This is a genomic window from uncultured Roseovarius sp. (assembly GCF_913057115.1).
GTDB lineage: Bacteria > Pseudomonadota > Alphaproteobacteria > Rhodobacterales > Rhodobacteraceae > Roseovarius.
The window spans coordinates 1-16,152 of sequence record NZ_CAJXNN010000056.1 but is presented as its reverse complement, the minus strand read 5'-3'; the positions used below and the strand labels follow the sequence as shown (position 1 = coordinate 16,152).

At 63.2% G+C, this 16,152-nt stretch carries 16 protein-coding genes and 1 tRNA gene; 4 read left to right on the top strand and 13 right to left on the bottom strand.

The features are described 5' to 3' along the window. Window position 1: 1 nt before the first annotated feature. The 3 genes from QZ498_RS16150 to QZ498_RS16140 form a co-directional block, all read right to left on the bottom strand. Window positions 2-75, bottom strand: a tRNA-Gly gene (locus QZ498_RS16150). A gap of 95 nt (window positions 76-170) precedes the next feature. After that, window positions 171-2,225 carry an ASKHA domain-containing protein gene (locus tag QZ498_RS16145; protein ID WP_294624104.1) on the bottom strand — a complete coding sequence of 685 codons (2,055 nt, stop codon included), beginning with the start codon at window positions 2,223-2,225 and terminating at the stop codon, window positions 171-173. 103 nt (window positions 2,226-2,328) lie between these two features. Beyond that, a complete protein-coding gene (locus QZ498_RS16140) occupies window positions 2,329-2,925 on the bottom strand; it encodes an isochorismatase family protein (RefSeq protein ID WP_294624102.1) in 597 nt (198 codons plus the stop codon). Between the two features lie 92 nt (window positions 2,926-3,017). On the opposite strand from QZ498_RS16140, the gene QZ498_RS16135 reads away from it, so the two are divergent. Next, window positions 3,018-3,857 carry a hypothetical protein gene (locus QZ498_RS16135; protein ID WP_294624100.1) on the top strand — a complete coding sequence of 280 codons (840 nt, stop codon included), beginning with the start codon at window positions 3,018-3,020 and terminating at the stop codon, window positions 3,855-3,857. 64 nt (window positions 3,858-3,921) lie between these two features. Here QZ498_RS16135 and QZ498_RS16130 read toward each other — a convergent pair whose 3' ends face one another. Then, window positions 3,922-4,863, bottom strand: a complete 942-nt coding sequence (locus tag QZ498_RS16130) for a LysR substrate-binding domain-containing protein (protein ID WP_294624099.1) — start codon at window positions 4,861-4,863, stop codon at window positions 3,922-3,924. Between the two features lie 57 nt (window positions 4,864-4,920). On the opposite strand from QZ498_RS16130, the gene QZ498_RS16125 reads away from it, so the two are divergent. After that, entirely contained in the window at window positions 4,921-5,859 is a 939-nt protein-coding gene (locus QZ498_RS16125; protein ID WP_294624097.1) for a homocysteine S-methyltransferase family protein, read from the top strand. On the opposite strand, the gene QZ498_RS16120 is transcribed toward QZ498_RS16125, so the two are convergent. Both QZ498_RS16120 and QZ498_RS16115 read right to left on the bottom strand, forming a co-directional pair. Further along, window positions 5,860-7,176 (bottom strand): FAD-binding oxidoreductase, encoded by a 1,317-nt coding sequence (locus QZ498_RS16120; RefSeq protein ID WP_294624095.1) that lies wholly within the window; start codon window positions 7,174-7,176, stop codon window positions 5,860-5,862. Continuing rightward, window positions 7,173-7,529, bottom strand: a complete 357-nt coding sequence (locus QZ498_RS16115; protein ID WP_294624093.1) for an ethanolamine utilization protein EutQ — start codon at window positions 7,527-7,529, stop codon at window positions 7,173-7,175. Before QZ498_RS16115 ends, QZ498_RS16120 begins: the two co-directional genes overlap by 4 nt. An 87-nt stretch (window positions 7,530-7,616) precedes the next feature. On the opposite strand from QZ498_RS16115, the gene QZ498_RS16110 reads away from it, so the two are divergent. Continuing rightward, on the top strand, window positions 7,617-8,255 hold the full coding sequence (locus tag QZ498_RS16110; RefSeq protein ID WP_294624091.1) for a TetR/AcrR family transcriptional regulator: 639 nt from the start codon (window positions 7,617-7,619) through the stop codon (window positions 8,253-8,255). Continuing rightward, a complete protein-coding gene (locus QZ498_RS16105; RefSeq protein ID WP_294624089.1) occupies window positions 8,252-9,790 on the top strand; it encodes a trimethylamine methyltransferase family protein in 1,539 nt (512 codons plus the stop codon). The genes QZ498_RS16110 and QZ498_RS16105 overlap by 4 nt, the downstream gene beginning before the upstream one ends. Window positions 9,791-9,842: 52 nt before the next feature. Here QZ498_RS16105 and aroA read toward each other — a convergent pair whose 3' ends face one another. From aroA to QZ498_RS16070, 7 genes are all read right to left on the bottom strand, one after another. Further along, window positions 9,843-11,192: a 3-phosphoshikimate 1-carboxyvinyltransferase gene (aroA, locus tag QZ498_RS16100; protein ID WP_294624087.1), complete on the bottom strand. Its 1,350-nt coding sequence runs from the start codon at window positions 11,190-11,192 to the stop codon at window positions 9,843-9,845. A gap of 429 nt (window positions 11,193-11,621) precedes the next feature. Beyond that, the gene (locus QZ498_RS16095) at window positions 11,622-11,972 is read right to left on the bottom strand and encodes a RidA family protein (protein WP_294624085.1); all 351 of its coding nucleotides are present in this window, start codon (window positions 11,970-11,972) and stop codon (window positions 11,622-11,624) included. 12 nt (window positions 11,973-11,984) lie between these two features. Beyond that, the gene (locus QZ498_RS16090; RefSeq protein WP_294624083.1) at window positions 11,985-13,085 is read right to left on the bottom strand and encodes an FAD-binding oxidoreductase; all 1,101 of its coding nucleotides are present in this window, start codon (window positions 13,083-13,085) and stop codon (window positions 11,985-11,987) included. Beyond that, window positions 13,082-14,104, bottom strand: a complete 1,023-nt coding sequence (locus tag QZ498_RS16085; RefSeq protein WP_294624081.1) for a histone deacetylase family protein — start codon at window positions 14,102-14,104, stop codon at window positions 13,082-13,084. The genes QZ498_RS16090 and QZ498_RS16085 overlap by 4 nt, the downstream gene beginning before the upstream one ends. Continuing rightward, on the bottom strand, window positions 14,101-14,589 hold the full coding sequence (locus tag QZ498_RS16080) for a GNAT family N-acetyltransferase (protein ID WP_294624079.1): 489 nt from the start codon (window positions 14,587-14,589) through the stop codon (window positions 14,101-14,103). The genes QZ498_RS16085 and QZ498_RS16080 overlap by 4 nt, the downstream gene beginning before the upstream one ends. A 1-nt stretch (window position 14,590) precedes the next feature. Further along, a complete protein-coding gene (locus tag QZ498_RS16075) occupies window positions 14,591-15,517 on the bottom strand; it encodes a 3-keto-5-aminohexanoate cleavage protein (protein ID WP_294624077.1) in 927 nt (308 codons plus the stop codon). Window positions 15,518-15,525: 8 nt separating this feature from the next. Next, window positions 15,526-16,152: aminotransferase class III-fold pyridoxal phosphate-dependent enzyme (locus QZ498_RS16070; RefSeq protein WP_294624069.1), on the bottom strand; the 627-nt coding region annotated here is incomplete at its 5' end.

The window sequence follows — 16,152 nt, the reverse complement described above, 5'->3', positions numbered from 1 at the left end:
TTGGAGCGGGTAACGGGAATCGAACCCGTAACTTAAGCTTGGGAAGCTCGCGTGATACCTTTTCACCATACCCGCGCCAGACTGTGTAGTTAGGCAATCCCCCTGATCGGGTCAAGGCCGTTTTCCGCGCGGAAAACGGGGCGGAATTTTCGAAAAATTCCGCCGCCCCCTCAGGCCCGCCGTCTGCGCCGACGCCGCCCGCCATCTTCGCCGCCGCCACCGTCGCCGCCGGTGTTGAAGCTGACATTGGGCAGCGGCACAATTTTCGATAGCTCCGGGAAAGGGTCGGTTTTATGCGGGATGGCATTGGCCGCAACAAAGTGATCCTGGAATTTCGGCTCAATCGCGGTTTCCACCTTGGTGATCTCGCGCACCACGCGCTCGATTTCCTGCCGCGCGGCCACGTTGCACAGGGCGATGCGCGCGCCGGTGCCTGCGGCGTTGCCCGCACTGGTCACTTTCTCAAGCGGCACATCGGGGATCATGCCCAGAACCATGGCGTGTTTCGGGCTGATATGCGCGCCAAAGGCCCCGGCCAGAACCACACGGTCCACCTTATCCACCCCGCGTTCATCCATCAGCAGGCGCGCACCGGCGTAAAGCGCGGATTTGGCAAGCTGAATGGCGCGGATATCGCCTTGGGTCACGGTGATCCGCGGCCCTCCGTCGGCGGTCGCATCGTGGATCAGGTAGGCATGGGTGCGCACCTCAGGGACCGAGCGCGCGGTTCCCGTCGCCTCGGCCGAGCCGATAAGGCCCGACTCGTCCATCAGCCCCGCCATGCGCAATTCTGCCACGGCCTCGATGATGCCCGAGCCACAGATGCCGGTGATACCCGTGGCGGCGGTTTCCTCGTCAAAGCCTTCCTCGTCCGACCACTTCTCGCAGCCGATGACGCGAAAGCGCGGTTCTTTGGAGTCTGGGTCGATCTGGATGGCCTCGATAGCCCCCGGTGCCGCCCGCTGCCCGCTGGAGATTTGCGCGCCCTCGAAGGCCGGGCCGGTGGGCGAGGAACAGGCCAGCACGCGGCTGGTGTCGCCCAGCAGGATTTCGGCATTGGTGCCCACATCGACCACCAAGACCAGATCCTCGGATTTGCCGGGTTCTTCCGACAGGGCCACGGCGGCGGCATCGGCCCCCACATGCCCCGCGATACAGGGCAGGATATAGGTCCGTGCACGCGGGTTGATCGCGTGCAGGTCCAATTCGCGCGCGGGCATGGCGACGCTGTCGGAGGTGGCCAAGGCAAAGGGCGCCTGCCCCAGCTCCACCGGGTCAATGCCCAACAGAAGGTGGTGCATAACGGGGTTGCAGACAAAGACCGTTTCCACGATCAAATGCGGCTCGATCCCCGCTTCCTTGGCGATTTCCTCGGCCAGCGTGTTGATGGCGTCACGCACCGCGCAGGTCATTTCCTGATCGCCGCCGGGGTTCATCATCGAATAGCTGACCCGGCTCATCAAATCCTCACCAAAGCGGATTTGCGGGTTCATGATGCCCGAGCTGGCCTTGACCTCGCCGGTGTCCAGATCGGTCAGGTGCGCGGCCACGGTGGTTGAGCCAAGGTCGATGGCCAACCCATACAAACCGGCCTCGTGCAGGCCCGGCCAGATGTCGATCACACGCGCCACGTCATCGGTATGGGATTTGTGCAGCGCGACGGTGACCTGGAATTTGCCCTTGCGCAGCGTGGGTTGCAGCTTGGACAAAAGCGAGCTTTCCGCGCGAATCTCGGGGATGTCCCATTCGCGTTTGAGCGCGCGTTCCAGCCGCTCCAGATCGCCGGTGGGTTCGTGCATGTCGGGCTCTTCCACCTCGACAAAGTAGAGCCGCGTGGCCGGGTCCATGTCGATCACCCGGGCCGAGGCGGCCTTGCGCACCACCTGCCGGTGAACTTGGGATTCGGGCGGCACGTCGATCACCACGTCGCCCATCACCTGCGCCTGACAGCCAAGGCGGCGGCCCGGTTTCAAGCCGCGCTTGTCGTCATAGCGTTGTTCGACCGCGTTCCATTCCGACAGGGCATCGTCGGCCACGGTCACGCCATGCTTGGAAAACTCGCCATAACTCGGCGTGATCTGGCATTTCGAGCAGATCCCCCGCCCGCCACAGACCGAATCAAGGTCAACGCCCAACTGCCGCGCGGCGGTCAGAACGGGCGTGCCCTTGGCAAAGCGGCCGCGCTTGCCCGAGGGGGTAAAGACGACAAGGGGATCTTGCGACATGGCCGAAACCTCATATTCCCTAAAGATGACTGCAACATAAAGATTTGCCGCCGGGCTAACAGCCCGCAACCGTCAGAAAATTGCATTGCAGCGGCATCGCGGTTCAGACGCGGCGCGCTCCCTGCCCCAGCAGCGCCTCGACCGCACCATCGTAACGTTCGCCATCGCTGGTCGCGATACCGTCCCGGACAATCTCTACCTCGAGACCCCGATCAAGGGCCGCCTGCGCCGTGCGCACCACGCTATGCGCCCCGTCTTGCCCCATGATACGCAAGCGCCCCACGCGCAGCACATCCAAAAGGTTATCCAACTCGCCGGTCTCGAACCCGTCCTCGGCCCAACGGGTGATTACATGATCGGCCATGCCCTGAAAGGGCGCGGCCAAAGGGCCCGAGGCAGCGCGCGGCGCGATCAGGCGTGCGATGGGCGCTGCCACGTGCTGCTTCAGGGCGATCACCGGAATGTCACGATCCCGGGCCACGGCCACCTCGCGGCTGACGGCGGCCTCGATCCGGGCGCGGGTGGCCTCGTCATAGCGCGGCGCACACCAAATACCCTCTTGCAGATCGACCAGCAAAAGCGCCCGACCCGGTCGCGGCGCAATCCTCGGGCCATGACTTTGCCGAAGCATCCGGCGCGAGGCCGTCCACCACCAAAACCCGATCAGACCAGCGACCAGAAAAAGCACGGTCCAGATCATGCCACCCCCCGCGGTGGTGTCGATTTCGCGATAAATGAACCCATGGTTTGCGTCTTGCCGCCAAGTCCCCGGCTTGTCAATCTCGCCACCTCATGACGGTGGTCGCCCCTTCGCGCCACTGGGCCCGCGACGGCAGCACCCGCAAACCGGGGCCGAACTGTGGCTTTGGGACAGAGCACCGCACCAGATTGGGTACGGCAGGGGCACAAGAATTGCACCATACGAGTCTCTGCGGCACTATCGTGACAAGACTACCAATGTTGTATCCCGAACATACGAGCGCAACGCCCATGAACACCCAAAGCCCGACCCGCCTGCAAATCGCGGCCGCCCTGCTCTTTACCGCGATCATAGCTTTTCTTGGCGGGTTGATTGGCTGGTACCTTGCATCCGACGCCTTGCAGAAAGATTACATTACGAACATTCTTCTTTCGTTTTGCGCCGGTCTTCTGGTCTCGCTCGTGTTCACCATGATCATCCAAAACATTCTTGCCCGCCAATCCGCCGTCGAAATTTTCAAACACCAACAGATCGCAACAACCACCGGGCTCTACGAGCGCTTTCACTCTCCGGAAATGATCGAAATCAGGTGCCGCCTGGACAGGTTGCTGAAAACGATCGAGGCGGACGGCCCCCATGATGAATCATTTTGTGAGCTGCACGGCCGCCTGTACCTCGACAGCCCGAGCGAGGATGACAAAAAGGATTGGATCGCCCTGTCCAGCATCCTGCATTTTTACGAGAACATCGCCGACCTCATCGAGCGTGACCTGATAGACCGGGACACGGCAATCGCGAATTTCCGCAAGTACTACAGGTGGCTACGCAACAACCCGGCATTCGCACGCGCCATGACGGCCACCGAGACCAAGGGCGAACAATGGTTTTTCCTGAGCAGGTTTCGTTATCTTGAGACGAGGGCCGATTTCTGATCGCGGGGCATCCCGTCTCTGATCCTTCGGGGTTTCCGCCACGGCCCCGGCGCAGGGCGCGACGTTAAACCAATCCGGCCTCGCCACGCAGCCACTCGGCGAAAGCGACAAGCGAAGGGTCCGGTTGTCGTGTTCCGGTCACAAGGAAAAGGCCTTGGGGGCGCGTGACCGTCTGGGGGTGAAGTGCGATCAAGCGCCCGGCGGTTTCATCGGCTTGTGTCAAACGGCGGTCCGCAAGAATAACCGCATGGCCGGAAAGCGCCGCGTCGAACATGAAGGCGCGGCTGTCGAAACTGGTGATATCTTTCGGCACCGATCCGGCATCGGTGGCCTCCGCCCAGGCCTGCCAATCCTCGGGCCAGTTGCGCGCCGAGGCCAGAGGCAGGGCCAAGACCTCCCGCGCCACAAGCGGCAGCCGCCGCCCTTCGACCAATTGGGTGGCGCAGACCGGGCGGATTTCGTCGTGAAAGATCGGCCATGCCTGCAAATCTGGCCAATACCCTGCGCCATAGCGCAGGGCGGCGTCGAACTCGGAATTGGGTAAATCGACATACTCAAACGAGGGCGCAGGCTTTATCGTGATGTCCGGGTATGCCGCGTGAAACCGGGGCAGGCGCGGTAACAGCCAACGGTTGTGCAGAAAGGGTGCCACCGTGATCCTGAGGACATTGCCCGCACCCTCGCCACGCGCCTTTGCCACCGCCTGTTCCATTCCGTCCAAGGCCGTGCCGACCTCATGCGCAAGTGCTTGGCCTGCCTCGGTCAAGGTGATCTTGCGGGTAGCACGATGAAACAGCGCCACACCCAGCGCCTCTTCCAAGGCCTTGACCTGATGGCCCACGGCGGCGGGGGTCACGCAAAGCTCCTCAGCGCCGTCTTTGATACTGCCATGCCGCGCCGCGGCCTCGAAGGCGCGCAATTGGTTGAGGGAGGGCAAGCGACGAACCATACCGTCACTATAGCCTAGATTTTCTTGGGTATGGTGAAAATTTTGATCGTTTGTCACGGGGATGGCCCGGCTTTTAGCCTGTTACCGCAACCTGAGCCGCCGGAGGAAACGACCATGGCCCAAGCCCCCACCCTGCCCCACCAAACCGATGATATTTTCCTGACCGATGGCGGCAATGAAACTTGGTTGATGTATAAACGCGGGCTGGAATTGCCGCATTTCAGCGCCTTTCACCTGCTGCAAGATGTCAAAGGCCGCCGTGCCGTCGAAGACTACTACCGCCATTTTGCCGAACTGGCGGTGCGTTTGGACACACCCTTTATCTTCTGCTCGATGACCTATCGCGCCAGCCGCGATTGGGGGGAGCTTTTGGGATATTCCAAAGAGGGGCTGGCCGAGATGAACCACCGCTGTCTTGACCTTTACCGCGACGCGGCCAAGGCGGCGGGCCTGCCCGACAGCCGGACGGTGATCAGCGGCTGCCTTGGCCCCAAAGGCGATGCCTATCAAACCAATGATACGCTGACTGCCGAAGGGGCGGAGGAGTATCACGCCGAACAGATCGCCACGTTGAAAGAGGGCGGTGCGCATCTCATTACCGCGCTCACCCTCAATGCCGTGGACGAGGCCATAGGCATCGCCCGCACGGCACAGTCGCAAGACATGCCAAGCGTCATTGCCTTCACGCTTGAGAAAAACCGCCGCCTGCGCAGCGGCGAAACCCTGCAAGAGGCGATCGAGGCCGTGGATGCCGCCACGGGCGCGGCGCCGGCCTATTACATGATCAACTGCGCGCACCCGGTGGATTTCGGCCCGGCGCTTGCCCCGGCCCCATGGGCCGAACGGGTGCGCGGCTTGCGGGCCAATGCCTCCTCGTTGGACCATGGCACCCTGTGTCAGTTGGGCAATCTGGAAGAAGGCGACCCAGATGAACTGGCCCAGCAATATTGCGATCTGCGCGCGGCCTATCCGAAGATGAATGTCTTTGGCGGCTGCTGCGGCACGGATTATGCCCATGTCGAAAAGATCGGGCGCGCCCTGCTGGCGGCGTGATCACGCCTCGTGCCGGTTGGTGAACAACTCCCACTGAAACCGCGCGCGCACGCCCAGATCAAGGAAGGGCCGGGGCGGCAGGATATCCGGCGCGCCAAGGCTTTCCATATCGGCAATCAGGGGGTTATCGCGCCCACAGGCCAGATCGGCGGCAAGGATGCCGCCGAAGGTGCCCTTGGTCACCCCCACCGCGTTCTGGCAAACCGCCGACCAGATGTTTGGTGCCAAAGGCCCAAAGGCGGGGGCACCGTTGCGCGAGAGACAAACGAACCCCGACCACGTATGCGCCATCTCAACCCCCTTGAGCATTGGAAAGCGCGCGTCGAACAGCGCCTTGTGCCGTGCCTGCACCTGCGCCTGCTCATTCGCGCCGATCCGTTGATTGGGGCGATAGCTTAGCCCCTGCCGGATCAGGATGCGGTGATCCTCGGTATAGCGCATGGTGATCCCGGCAAAGGCATTTGCGGGCGTCAGGCCCCAAGCCTGTTCCACGCCAAACTCGGCGCGCTCGGCCTCGGTCAAGGGGCGGGTCAGGCTGGCATGGGCAATGAGGTGCAAGAAGCGCCGGGGGTGAAAGCCGAATTGCTCGGAAAACCCGTTGGCGGCCATGATCATCTTGGGCGCACGGACCGATCCGCCCGCCGTGGTCAGATGCACACCGTTTTGAAAACCGGCCTCCAGAACGGGGGCGTTTTCAAAGACGGTGACATTCTCGGGCAAGGTATCGGCCAGCCCCCGGCACAGGGCGGCGGGGTTCATCAAGACGCAACCCGGTGTATAAACCCCGGCGGTGAAATGCGGGCTGCCCAGCTTGCCGCGCAGGGCCTCACCCTCGACCCACTCAAACGGCTCGCCCAGCGCCTCCAATTCCTTGGCGAAAGGCTCCAACACCTCGCGGGTGCCGCGCGGCGAAACAGCGGTGTGATACTTGCCCGCGCGCCGCCAGTCACAGCCGACCCCGTGAGTTTCGACGACACCTTCGAGATGATCCAAGGCCATGCGCGCCAAGCGCATGAAGCGGTGCGAGCCGTCCAGCTCATCCAGTGACGAGCCAACATTATGCGGCAGGTCGATCCCGAAGCCCGAATTCCGGCCCGAGGCGTTTTCGCCCGCCTCGCCTGCCTCGATCAGCACGATCTTGTCGTCGGGGCGGTTCTCGGCCAGCCGCCGCGCGGCGGCCAGCCCGGCGTAGCCACCGCCCAAGACCACCCAATCGGCGGCCACATCGCCCTTGACCGGATCATGCGCCCGGCGCTTGGGCAGGATGGCGGACCAGCCGTTTGTCTTGTCATCCTTGGGCAACCGGTTGATTTTCATGGCTGTTCCCCTTCGGCCCAATTGGCAGGCTCAATGGCGTAGAAAACCAGCGCGCTTTCGGCCAGATAGGTCAGCGCCGTACCCTTGGGCAGCCACAGACATTCCATCGGCCCTGCCTGCAAATCGCCCGCGTCGCAGCGCACGGTCAGGCGGCCTTCGAGCACCAAAACCACCTCGTCATACTGCACGGTCCACGGGATTTCGGCGCGCGTCATCCGCACGATCCCGGTGCCAAGGCGCGTGCCGTCGCCTGCGCCCGAAACCTCGGCCACCTGCGCCATCTCGCCATAGTCAAAGCGCGGCTGCATCTTGAGATCGCCAAGCGTGATCTTGCGGGCGGCTGTCTTGGTCATGCGCGGGCTTCCTCCCTTCGGCAGACTTATCTTGACGCAGAACCATACAGGGGTGTACGTTTCAATACAACCCTGTACGGAAAGCCCATGCCCCAAGCCCAAACCGCCCCAAAACCCCACCGCCTCAGCGCCGAGGACTGGATCGCTTGCGCGCTGCAAACCCTCATCGAAAGCGGGATCGAGGCGGTGCAAATCACCGCCCTTGCCCGTCGCCTTGATGTCACACGCGGCAGTTTCTATTGGCATTTCGAAAGCCGCGAGGCGCTTTTGGATGCGCTGCTGACCCATTGGCGGCGGCAAAATACCGGGGTCATGGTCGAGGCGCTGACCGGCGCTGAGAGCCTTGATACCGGCATTCTCGCGCTCTTTTCGGTCTGGGTGGATGACGCAAGGTTCGACCCCAAACTTGACCAAGCGGTGCGCGATTGGGCGCGCCATTCCGATACCCTGCACGGGGCTGTCAAATCCGAGGATGACGCCCGCGTCGCGGCCATCGCAGAGTTCTACGCCCGGCATGGATACGAGCAGCCGGAGGCCTTCATCCGCGCCCGCGTGCTTTATTACACGCAGATCAGCTATTACGCGCTGTCCAAGGAACAAGACGAGGAAATGACCGACCGTCTGGGCTACCTGGAGGCCTATTTCCGCGCCTTTACCGGGCGCGATATCGACCCCGAGATCGCCCGCGCCTATCGCGCCGAAACACTGGAGGCGTCAAAACCATGACAACCACAACCAAACCCCGCCGGGGCCGCACCCGCGCACGGCAAAACGCCGTGACCGCCACGTTTGACCGCGCATGGCGGCAATGGCGCAACCCCTACCCGCCCATCGAACAATTCCGCCCCGAGGAGGTGGAAGCGATCCATAAAACCAGCCTGCGGGTGCTGTCGGATATCGGTATCAAGATCCTGAGCGATGAGGCGCGCGAATTGCTGGTCAAGGCGGGCATGACGGATGCGGGCGATCAGGTGATCCGCTTTGACCCCGATCTGGTGATGGAGCTTGTGGGACATGCGCCCTCGGAGGTCACGCTTTACGGCCGCGGCGCTGACCGTGACGCCACGCTTGGCGGCAACAAGGTGGCGATTTGCACCACCGGCGGCACGCCCAATTTTTCCGATGTAAAGAACGGCCGCCGCCCCGGCACTTTGGCCGATCTCGATAACCTCTGCCGCGTGGCACAAGCCTTTGACGTGATCCATGTGATCGGGCCTTTCGTCGAAGCACAGGATATACCGCCGCACCTGCGCCATTTCGCCATGACCCGGTCGGTCCTGACGCAGACCGACAAGGTGCCGTTTGTCTTCTTTCGCGGCACCCAAGCCGTGGCCGACGCCTATGAGATGATCCGCATCGCCCATGGGCTGAGCCATGAGGAGTTTCGCCAAACCCCGGTGACCTATTCGGTGGCCAACTCCAACTCCCCGCTGCAACTCGATCACCTGATGTGCCGCGGGATCATTGATGCGGCGCGGGCGGGGCAGTTGATGGTGCTGACGCCCTTCACCCTGTCGGGGGCCATGGCCCCGGTCACCCTGCCCGGGGCCTTGGCACAGCAAAACGCCGAGGCCTTGGCCGGGATCGCCCTGTCGCAGGTGGCCCAGCCCGGTGCGCCGGTCTGCTATGGCAGCTTCACCACCAATGTGGATATGAAAACCGGCTCCCCTGCCTTTGGCACACCGGAATACACCAAGGCCGCTTTCGCCTCGGGGCAGTTGGCGCGCTTTTATGGCCTGCCGCTGCGGTCTTCGGGTGTGACCGCCTCGAACACCGTGGATGCGCAGGCGGCCTATGAGCATCAGATGTCGCTTTGGGGGGCCTTGATGGGCGGCACGAACCTTTTGCTGCACGGGGCGGGGTGGCTGGAAGGCGGGCTGACCGCCTCGGCCGAGAAATTCATCGTCGATATCGAACAGCTTCAGATGTTCGCGGAACTGTTCAAACCCGTTGAGGTGAGCGAGGCAACACTCGGGTTCGACGCCATGGCAGAGGTCGGCCACGGCGGGCATTTCTTCGGCACCCAGCACACGCTGGAGCGGTTCGAAACCGCCTTTTATTCGCCGTTGGTCTCGGACTGGTCGAACTATGAAAACTGGGCCGAGCGCGGGGCCGAGGATACCCAAACCCGCGCGCATCGGATCTTTTTCGAGACGGTCGAGGCGCATGAGCCGCCGCCCTTAGCCCCTGAAAGGCTTGAAGAAATCGACGATTTCATCGCCCGCCGCACCGCCGAAGGCGGGGCCGATATCGACCGGTAAGCCAAGCGCCAAGGATTTTGCAAAATCCTTGGCCAAGCCCGTTGCAACGGGCTTAGCCCTCGCGCCGAATGTCAGCCCCCAGATCGGCCATCAGCCCCTCGAAAATCGGGAAGGAGGTAGCGATGGGCCCGCCGTCATCCACGCGGACAGGCGCGTTGCTGGCCAGACCCAGCACAAGGAAAGACATGGCGATGCGGTGATCCAGATGGCTGGCGCAAGTGGCCCCGCCGGCCACATTGCCATAGCCCTTGCCATGGACGATCCACCAATCCTCGCCATCCTCGACCTCAATGCCGTTGGTGCGCAGGCCGGTGGCCATGGCCTCGATCCGATCGCTTTCCTTGACGCGCAATTCCTTGACGCCGCGCATCACGGTTTGGCCCTCGGCATAGGCGGCGACCGCCGACAAAACGGGGTATTCGTCGATCATGCTGGCGGCGCGTTCGGGCGGGACTTCGATACCTTTGAGGTTGGGCGAGAAACGCGCGCGCAGGTCGGCCACGGGCTCCCCGCCTTCTTCGCGCTCGTTCTCATAGGTCAGGTCCGCACCCATCTCGCGCAGGGTGGTGAAAAGGCCCGCGCGCGTCGGGTTGAGGCCGATATTGGGCACCAAAATATCCGAACCTTCGGTGATCAAGGCGGCACAAACCGGGAAGGCGGCGGAGCTTGGATCGCGCGGCACGTCGATGCTCTGCGGGCGCAGTTCTGGCTGGCCCTCAAGGGTGATGACCCGGCCCTCGTCGGTCACCTCGGTGGTGATGGTGGCGCCAAACCCTTCGAGCATCCGTTCGGTGTGGTCGCGGGTGGCTTCTTGTTCAATAACAATGGTTTGGCCGGGGGCATTGAGGCCCGCCAGAAGCACCGCCGACTTCACCTGCGCCGATGGCACCGGCACGGTATAGCGCACCGGCAAAGGCTCGACCGCGCCGACGATGGTCATCGGCAGACGCCCGCCCGAGCGGCCCACGGATTGCGTACCGAAAAGCGCCAGAGGGTCGGTGACCCGCGCCATCGGGCGTTTGTTGAGGCTGGCATCGCCAGTGAAAGTAGCAGTGATCGGCGAAGTGGCCATGGCCCCCATAATCAGGCGCACGCCGGTGCCGGAATTGCCGCAATCAATCACCTGATCGGGTTCGGCAAAGCCGCCCACGCCGACGCCGTGGATGTGCCATGTGCCATCCTGATCGCGGGTGACCTCGGCCCCGAAGGCCTGCATCGCCTTGGCGGTATCGAGCACGTCTTGCCCTTCCAACAACCCGGTGACCACGGTCTCACCCACGGCCATGGCCCCAAGGATCAAGGAGCGGTGGGAGATCGACTTGTCGCCCGGCACATCGGCTGTGCCAGCAAGACCGGAGGAGCGGTGCGCGATCATCGGAATGGGGGTGCCGTGGCCAGACATTGGCGTGCCTTTCATGGATCAGTCGCAGGCCTGATAGCGCAAGCATCGGCGCGCGTCCATCCGGGTTCTTGGGGGCACAACGTGGTCAAGGCGGAGAATCAACGGCAACACTTTGGTTAACAAGGAAAACCCCGATCTGCATCGCGTCGGTATCACGTCGGTTTTGCGTCGGTATTTTTGAGGCACCCCGGCAGGGTTAACAGGGCGCGCGGTGAAAGTTGTACGTTTCGTACGTGAGTTTCGTACGTTGCGCGCGGCGCGCTCAGCAGCCCTGACGGGCTTCTTCGCGAAGAACGCGAGTGATGAGCGCCCGCCGCGCGATAGTGCCCAGCCAACGGCCCGTGTTAAGAGCATAGCGATGGCGGCGGCACGAAATCTTGAAAAGATTTCGATCCGATTTCTTTTCAAGAAATCGGCACCCCGCCCAGATCACGCCTTCGCCGCGATCACGATGAATTCCACCTTCAACTCGGGCGTGGCCAGCTTGGCCTCGCCACAGGCCCGCGCCGGGGCGTGGCCTTCGGGCACCCAAGCATCCCAAACCGCGTTCATCTCGGCGAAATCGGCCATATCGGCCAGCCAGATCACGCATTGCAGGATGCGCGTGGCGTCCGATCCGGCCTCGGCCAGAAGCGCCTCGACCCGTTCGATGCAGGTTTTGGTTTGCTCGGCCACGCTTTCGCCGGGGTTGCCGACCTGGCCAGCCAGATAGATGGTGTCGCCATGGGTGACGATCTGGCTCATACGTTGGCCCACGTGGGCGCGGGTAACTTCGGTCATTGGGTATCCTTCCTAGGTTTGAAAGCGATTGGGCGAGAGCGCCGCCACGGTCTCAGATGGCAATTCGGGCGTCTGCCCGGTGATAAGCGCCGCCGTAAGGCAAGCCAGGGCCGGGGCGGTCTGCACCCCGTAGCCACCCTGCCCGGCCAGCCAGAACAACCCTTCGGCCTGCCCGTCAAAGCCGACCACCGGCGTGCGGTCCGGCGCGAAACTGCGCAATCCAGCCCAAGAGTGTTCCAACCGCGTGACCGGATGGGTCACGGCTTGTTCAAAGCGATAAAGCCCTTCGGCCAGCACCATATCATCGGGCCATGCATCATGCGGAAGGGCGGGGTCTTCATCCGCGGGCGAGACCATCAGCTTACCCGCCTCGGGCTTGGCATACCATGTTTCAGTAATGGCCCCGAAAAGCGGCCAGCGGTCCACGTCATGGCCCTCTGGCGCGGGGATGATCGCCGCCGAGCGGCGATAGGGCTTTATGCCCAAGGCCCGCGCGCCTGCCATTTCCGCCACCGGGTCGGCCCAAGCGCCGCCCGCGTTGACAACCACCGGCGCGGTATAGGTTTCGCCGCCCGCCGCAACCTGCCACGCCGAATGGCCGCGCGTGATGGCCTGCACCTGTGCGCCGGTCACAACCCGCCCGCCGCGCGCCTTCAAGAGCCGTGCATAGCCCTGCAACATGCGGTCCACGTCGATATCCTGCGCGTCGCGTTCCAGAACCGCGCCTGCGATGGGGTCTGGTTTGAGGATCGGCACAAGTTCCGCCGCCTCGGTCCCGGTCAGCCGCTCCAACCCGGTGGCGCCTTCGCAATAGGCCTCAAGCCTGTCCATCTCGGCCGCGCTCGCCACCATCACCTCGCCGCGCGGGGAAAGGAGCGAGCGGTCGGAGATGCCTTCGGGGGCTTCGAAAATCGGCGCGGCGGCGGCATTGAGCGCGCGCAGCGTGGCATTGCCGTAGTTGCGGATGAAGATCGCCGCCGAGCGGCCCGTGGAGTGGTAGCCGATTTGCGCCTCGCCCTCCAGAACCAGAACATTGGCGTTGGCGGCCAGTTCCGCCGCCGCGCTGATCCCGGCGATACCGCCGCCGATGACGATGATATCGGGGTGGGTCATGCGTCCTCGAACCCCGTGAGAGTGGCGGCGAGGTTCTCGCCCAACTCGTCACAAAGATAGCCACCTTCCTGCACGAAAAGCGTCGGCAGGCCCATTTTGGCAATCGCCGCCCCGATGCGGCCGAACCCGGTGGTGGTGACAGCGAAGCCTTGGAAGGGGTCGCCCTCGTATGCATCAAGGCCCAGCGCCACGACGATCACGTCGGCGCCGAAATCGGCGATGCGGGTGAGGCCGGTATCGAGCGCCTCAAGAAAGGCCTTGTCATCGGTGCCGCGCGGCATGGGCAGATTGAGGTTATAGCCCAACCCGCGCCCCTGCCCCCGTTCATGGGCGTGGCCCCAGAAGAAGGGATAAAAGCGCACCGGGTCGGCGTGGATTGAGACCGTCAGCACATCGTCGCGGTCATAGAAGATACCTTGGGTGCCGTTGCCGTGGTGGACATCCACATCCAGAATGGCCGGGCGCAAGCCCTTTTTGCGCAGGTGGTCTGCGGCGATGGCGGAGTTGTTCAAGAAACAAAAGCCCCCCGCCAGATCGCCATAGGCATGGTGCCCCGGCGGACGGCAAAGCGCATAGGCGGCCATCTCACCGCCCGCCACCAGATCGGCGGCGGAAAGCGCGGATTGGGCGGACCAATAGGCGGCCTCCCAGGTGCCTTCACCGATAGGACAGGCGGTATCGGCCTGATGGAACCCCGCTTGGCCCACCGCCGAGCGCGGGTAGCTATCGGTGCGGTTGGCGGGGTGGACGTTCGGGATCACCTCGTCGCCCGCATCGGGGATGCGTTGCCAGCGGGTATAGATATTGCGCAGGAAGGTCAGGTATTCGGGGGAATGCACGGCGGCGATGGGGCCTTGGCCGTGGTCGGTGGGGGCCGCGATGTCGCATTGCGCGGCCTTGGCCCCGCTCAGCAGTTTTTCGATCCGCGCGGGTTGTTCCGGGCTGGGAAGGATTTTGCCGTTGGCCATGAAATGCTTGGGGTCATGGTGCCATTGCCGGTCGTCGAAGATCGCTTTCATTTTGCATGCCCTTTCAAGTTTTCAAAGCCTTGCGCGTCGAGTTTCATCACCGTCGCACCCTCCTGCGGGCCAAAACCCAGCCGCTCGTAGAATTTGCGCGATTCGGTGGAGTGTTCATAAACCGCGAGCGTCAGCCACTTGGCGTTCCACCAATGCGCGGCCAGCATCGCCGCCCCGGCCAGCAAGCGCCGCCCAAGGCCATGGCCACGCCCTTCCGGTGCCACCCAGAGGTCCGACACGTAAACCCCCGCCGCGCCGCGCACGGTGGAAAGCGTGGGGCTATAAAGCGCCACACCGCGCAGCGCGTCGCCCTCCATCGCCAGCGTCGCATAAGCCGCCGGATGCACCCCGAACAGCGCCTGTTCCAGCAACGCCACATCGCCTAGATGCTCATCGCCCAAATCGGCGCTGAGCCGCCTTAGGCCTTCATCCAAAAGGGGCAAGTCGGCGGGGGTGTCCACCACGCGCAGGGTAATCTCGCTCATGTCAAATCGCCGTTTTATCCGCGCCCTTGAGGCCAAGGATCTGCCGCGCCTCATCGGGGCTGGCCACCTCGCGGCCCAAGCCTTCGACGATGCCGCGGATTTTTTCAACCTGTTGGGCGTTGTTTTCCGCGAGCGTTCCGCGCGCAATGGTCAGGCTATCCTCCAGCCCCACGCGCACATGCCCGCCCATAGCCGCCGCCATGGTAATGAGCGGCATTTGATGCCGGCCAGCGGCCAGCACCGAGAACATGTAATCCTCGCCGAAAAGTTTATCGGCGATGCGCACCATGTGGGTCAGGTTTTCAGGGTCCGGTCCCATGCCGCCCAGCACGCCAAAGACGAACTGGATGAAGAGCGGCGCCTGGACAAAGCCGCGATCGACGAAGTGCTTGAGCATATAGAGGTGCGACAGGTCATAGCATTCAAACTCGAACCGCGCGCCGCGTTCGCGGCCCAGTTCGGTCAGGATGCGGCCAATGTCGCGTGGGGTGTTCTTGAACACCAGATCATCGGTGCCCTCAAGAAAGGGTTTTTCCCACTCGTTCTGCCAATCGCTGATGCGCTCGGCCATGGGGTAAAGCGCGAAGTTCATCGACCCCATGTTGAGCGAGGCCATTTCCGGCTCTGCCCGCTTGGGCGCGGCAAGGCGTTGATCCAGCGACATGATCGCGCTGCCCCCCGTTGAGAGGTTCAGCACCGCGTCGCATTCGGCATGGATGCGCGGCAGGAAGCCCATGAAATGCTCCACCTCCGCCGAGGGCCGCCCGGTTTCGGGGTGGCGCGCGTGCAGGTGCAGGATCGCCGCGCCCGCCTTGGCCGCACCAATCGCCTGTTCGGCAATCTGATCCGCTGTCACCGGCAGGTGCGGTGACATGCTGGGCGTGTGGATCGAGCCGGTGACAGCACAGGTGATCAGGATTTTGCGCATCTTGGGCCTTACGCGATCTTGTCCAGTTCGGGCCGGATTTCATCGGTGAACTGCGCCAATGAGGCATCCAGCATCTCGGTGATTTCATCAAGGTGGGTGTCGTTCACGATCATCGGCGGGGCGACGATGATGTGATCGCCTTCCACCCCGTTGCGGGTGCGCCGCGAATAGACAATGAGCCCCTTGTCGTAGGCGATATTCACGAAACGGTCGAAGGCCTTGAGATGCTTGGGCAAGGGCGCTTTGCTGCCCCGGTCGGCCATGAACTCAAAGGCGGTCAGAAGCCCCATGCCGCGCACGTCCCCGATGATCGGATAGCGCTGCATCAACCCCTCAAGCCGCTGCATCAGCTTGGCCCCCATTGTGGCGGCGTTCTGCACCAATCCCTGCCGCTCAATCTCATCGATCACGGCGACCCCGGCGGCACAGGCCAAGGGGTTCCCGGCATAGGTATAGCCATGCAGGAAGCCGCCCCAATCAAGCACCGCCTCAACCAGACGTTCATGCGCGGCCATGGCCCCAAGCGGCACGTAACCGGCGGCAAAGCCCTTGGACATCACGATGATATCCGGCTCTAGGTTCCAATGCTCGGCTGCCAGAAACGCGCCAGTGCGCCCGGCCCCCGTCATCACCTC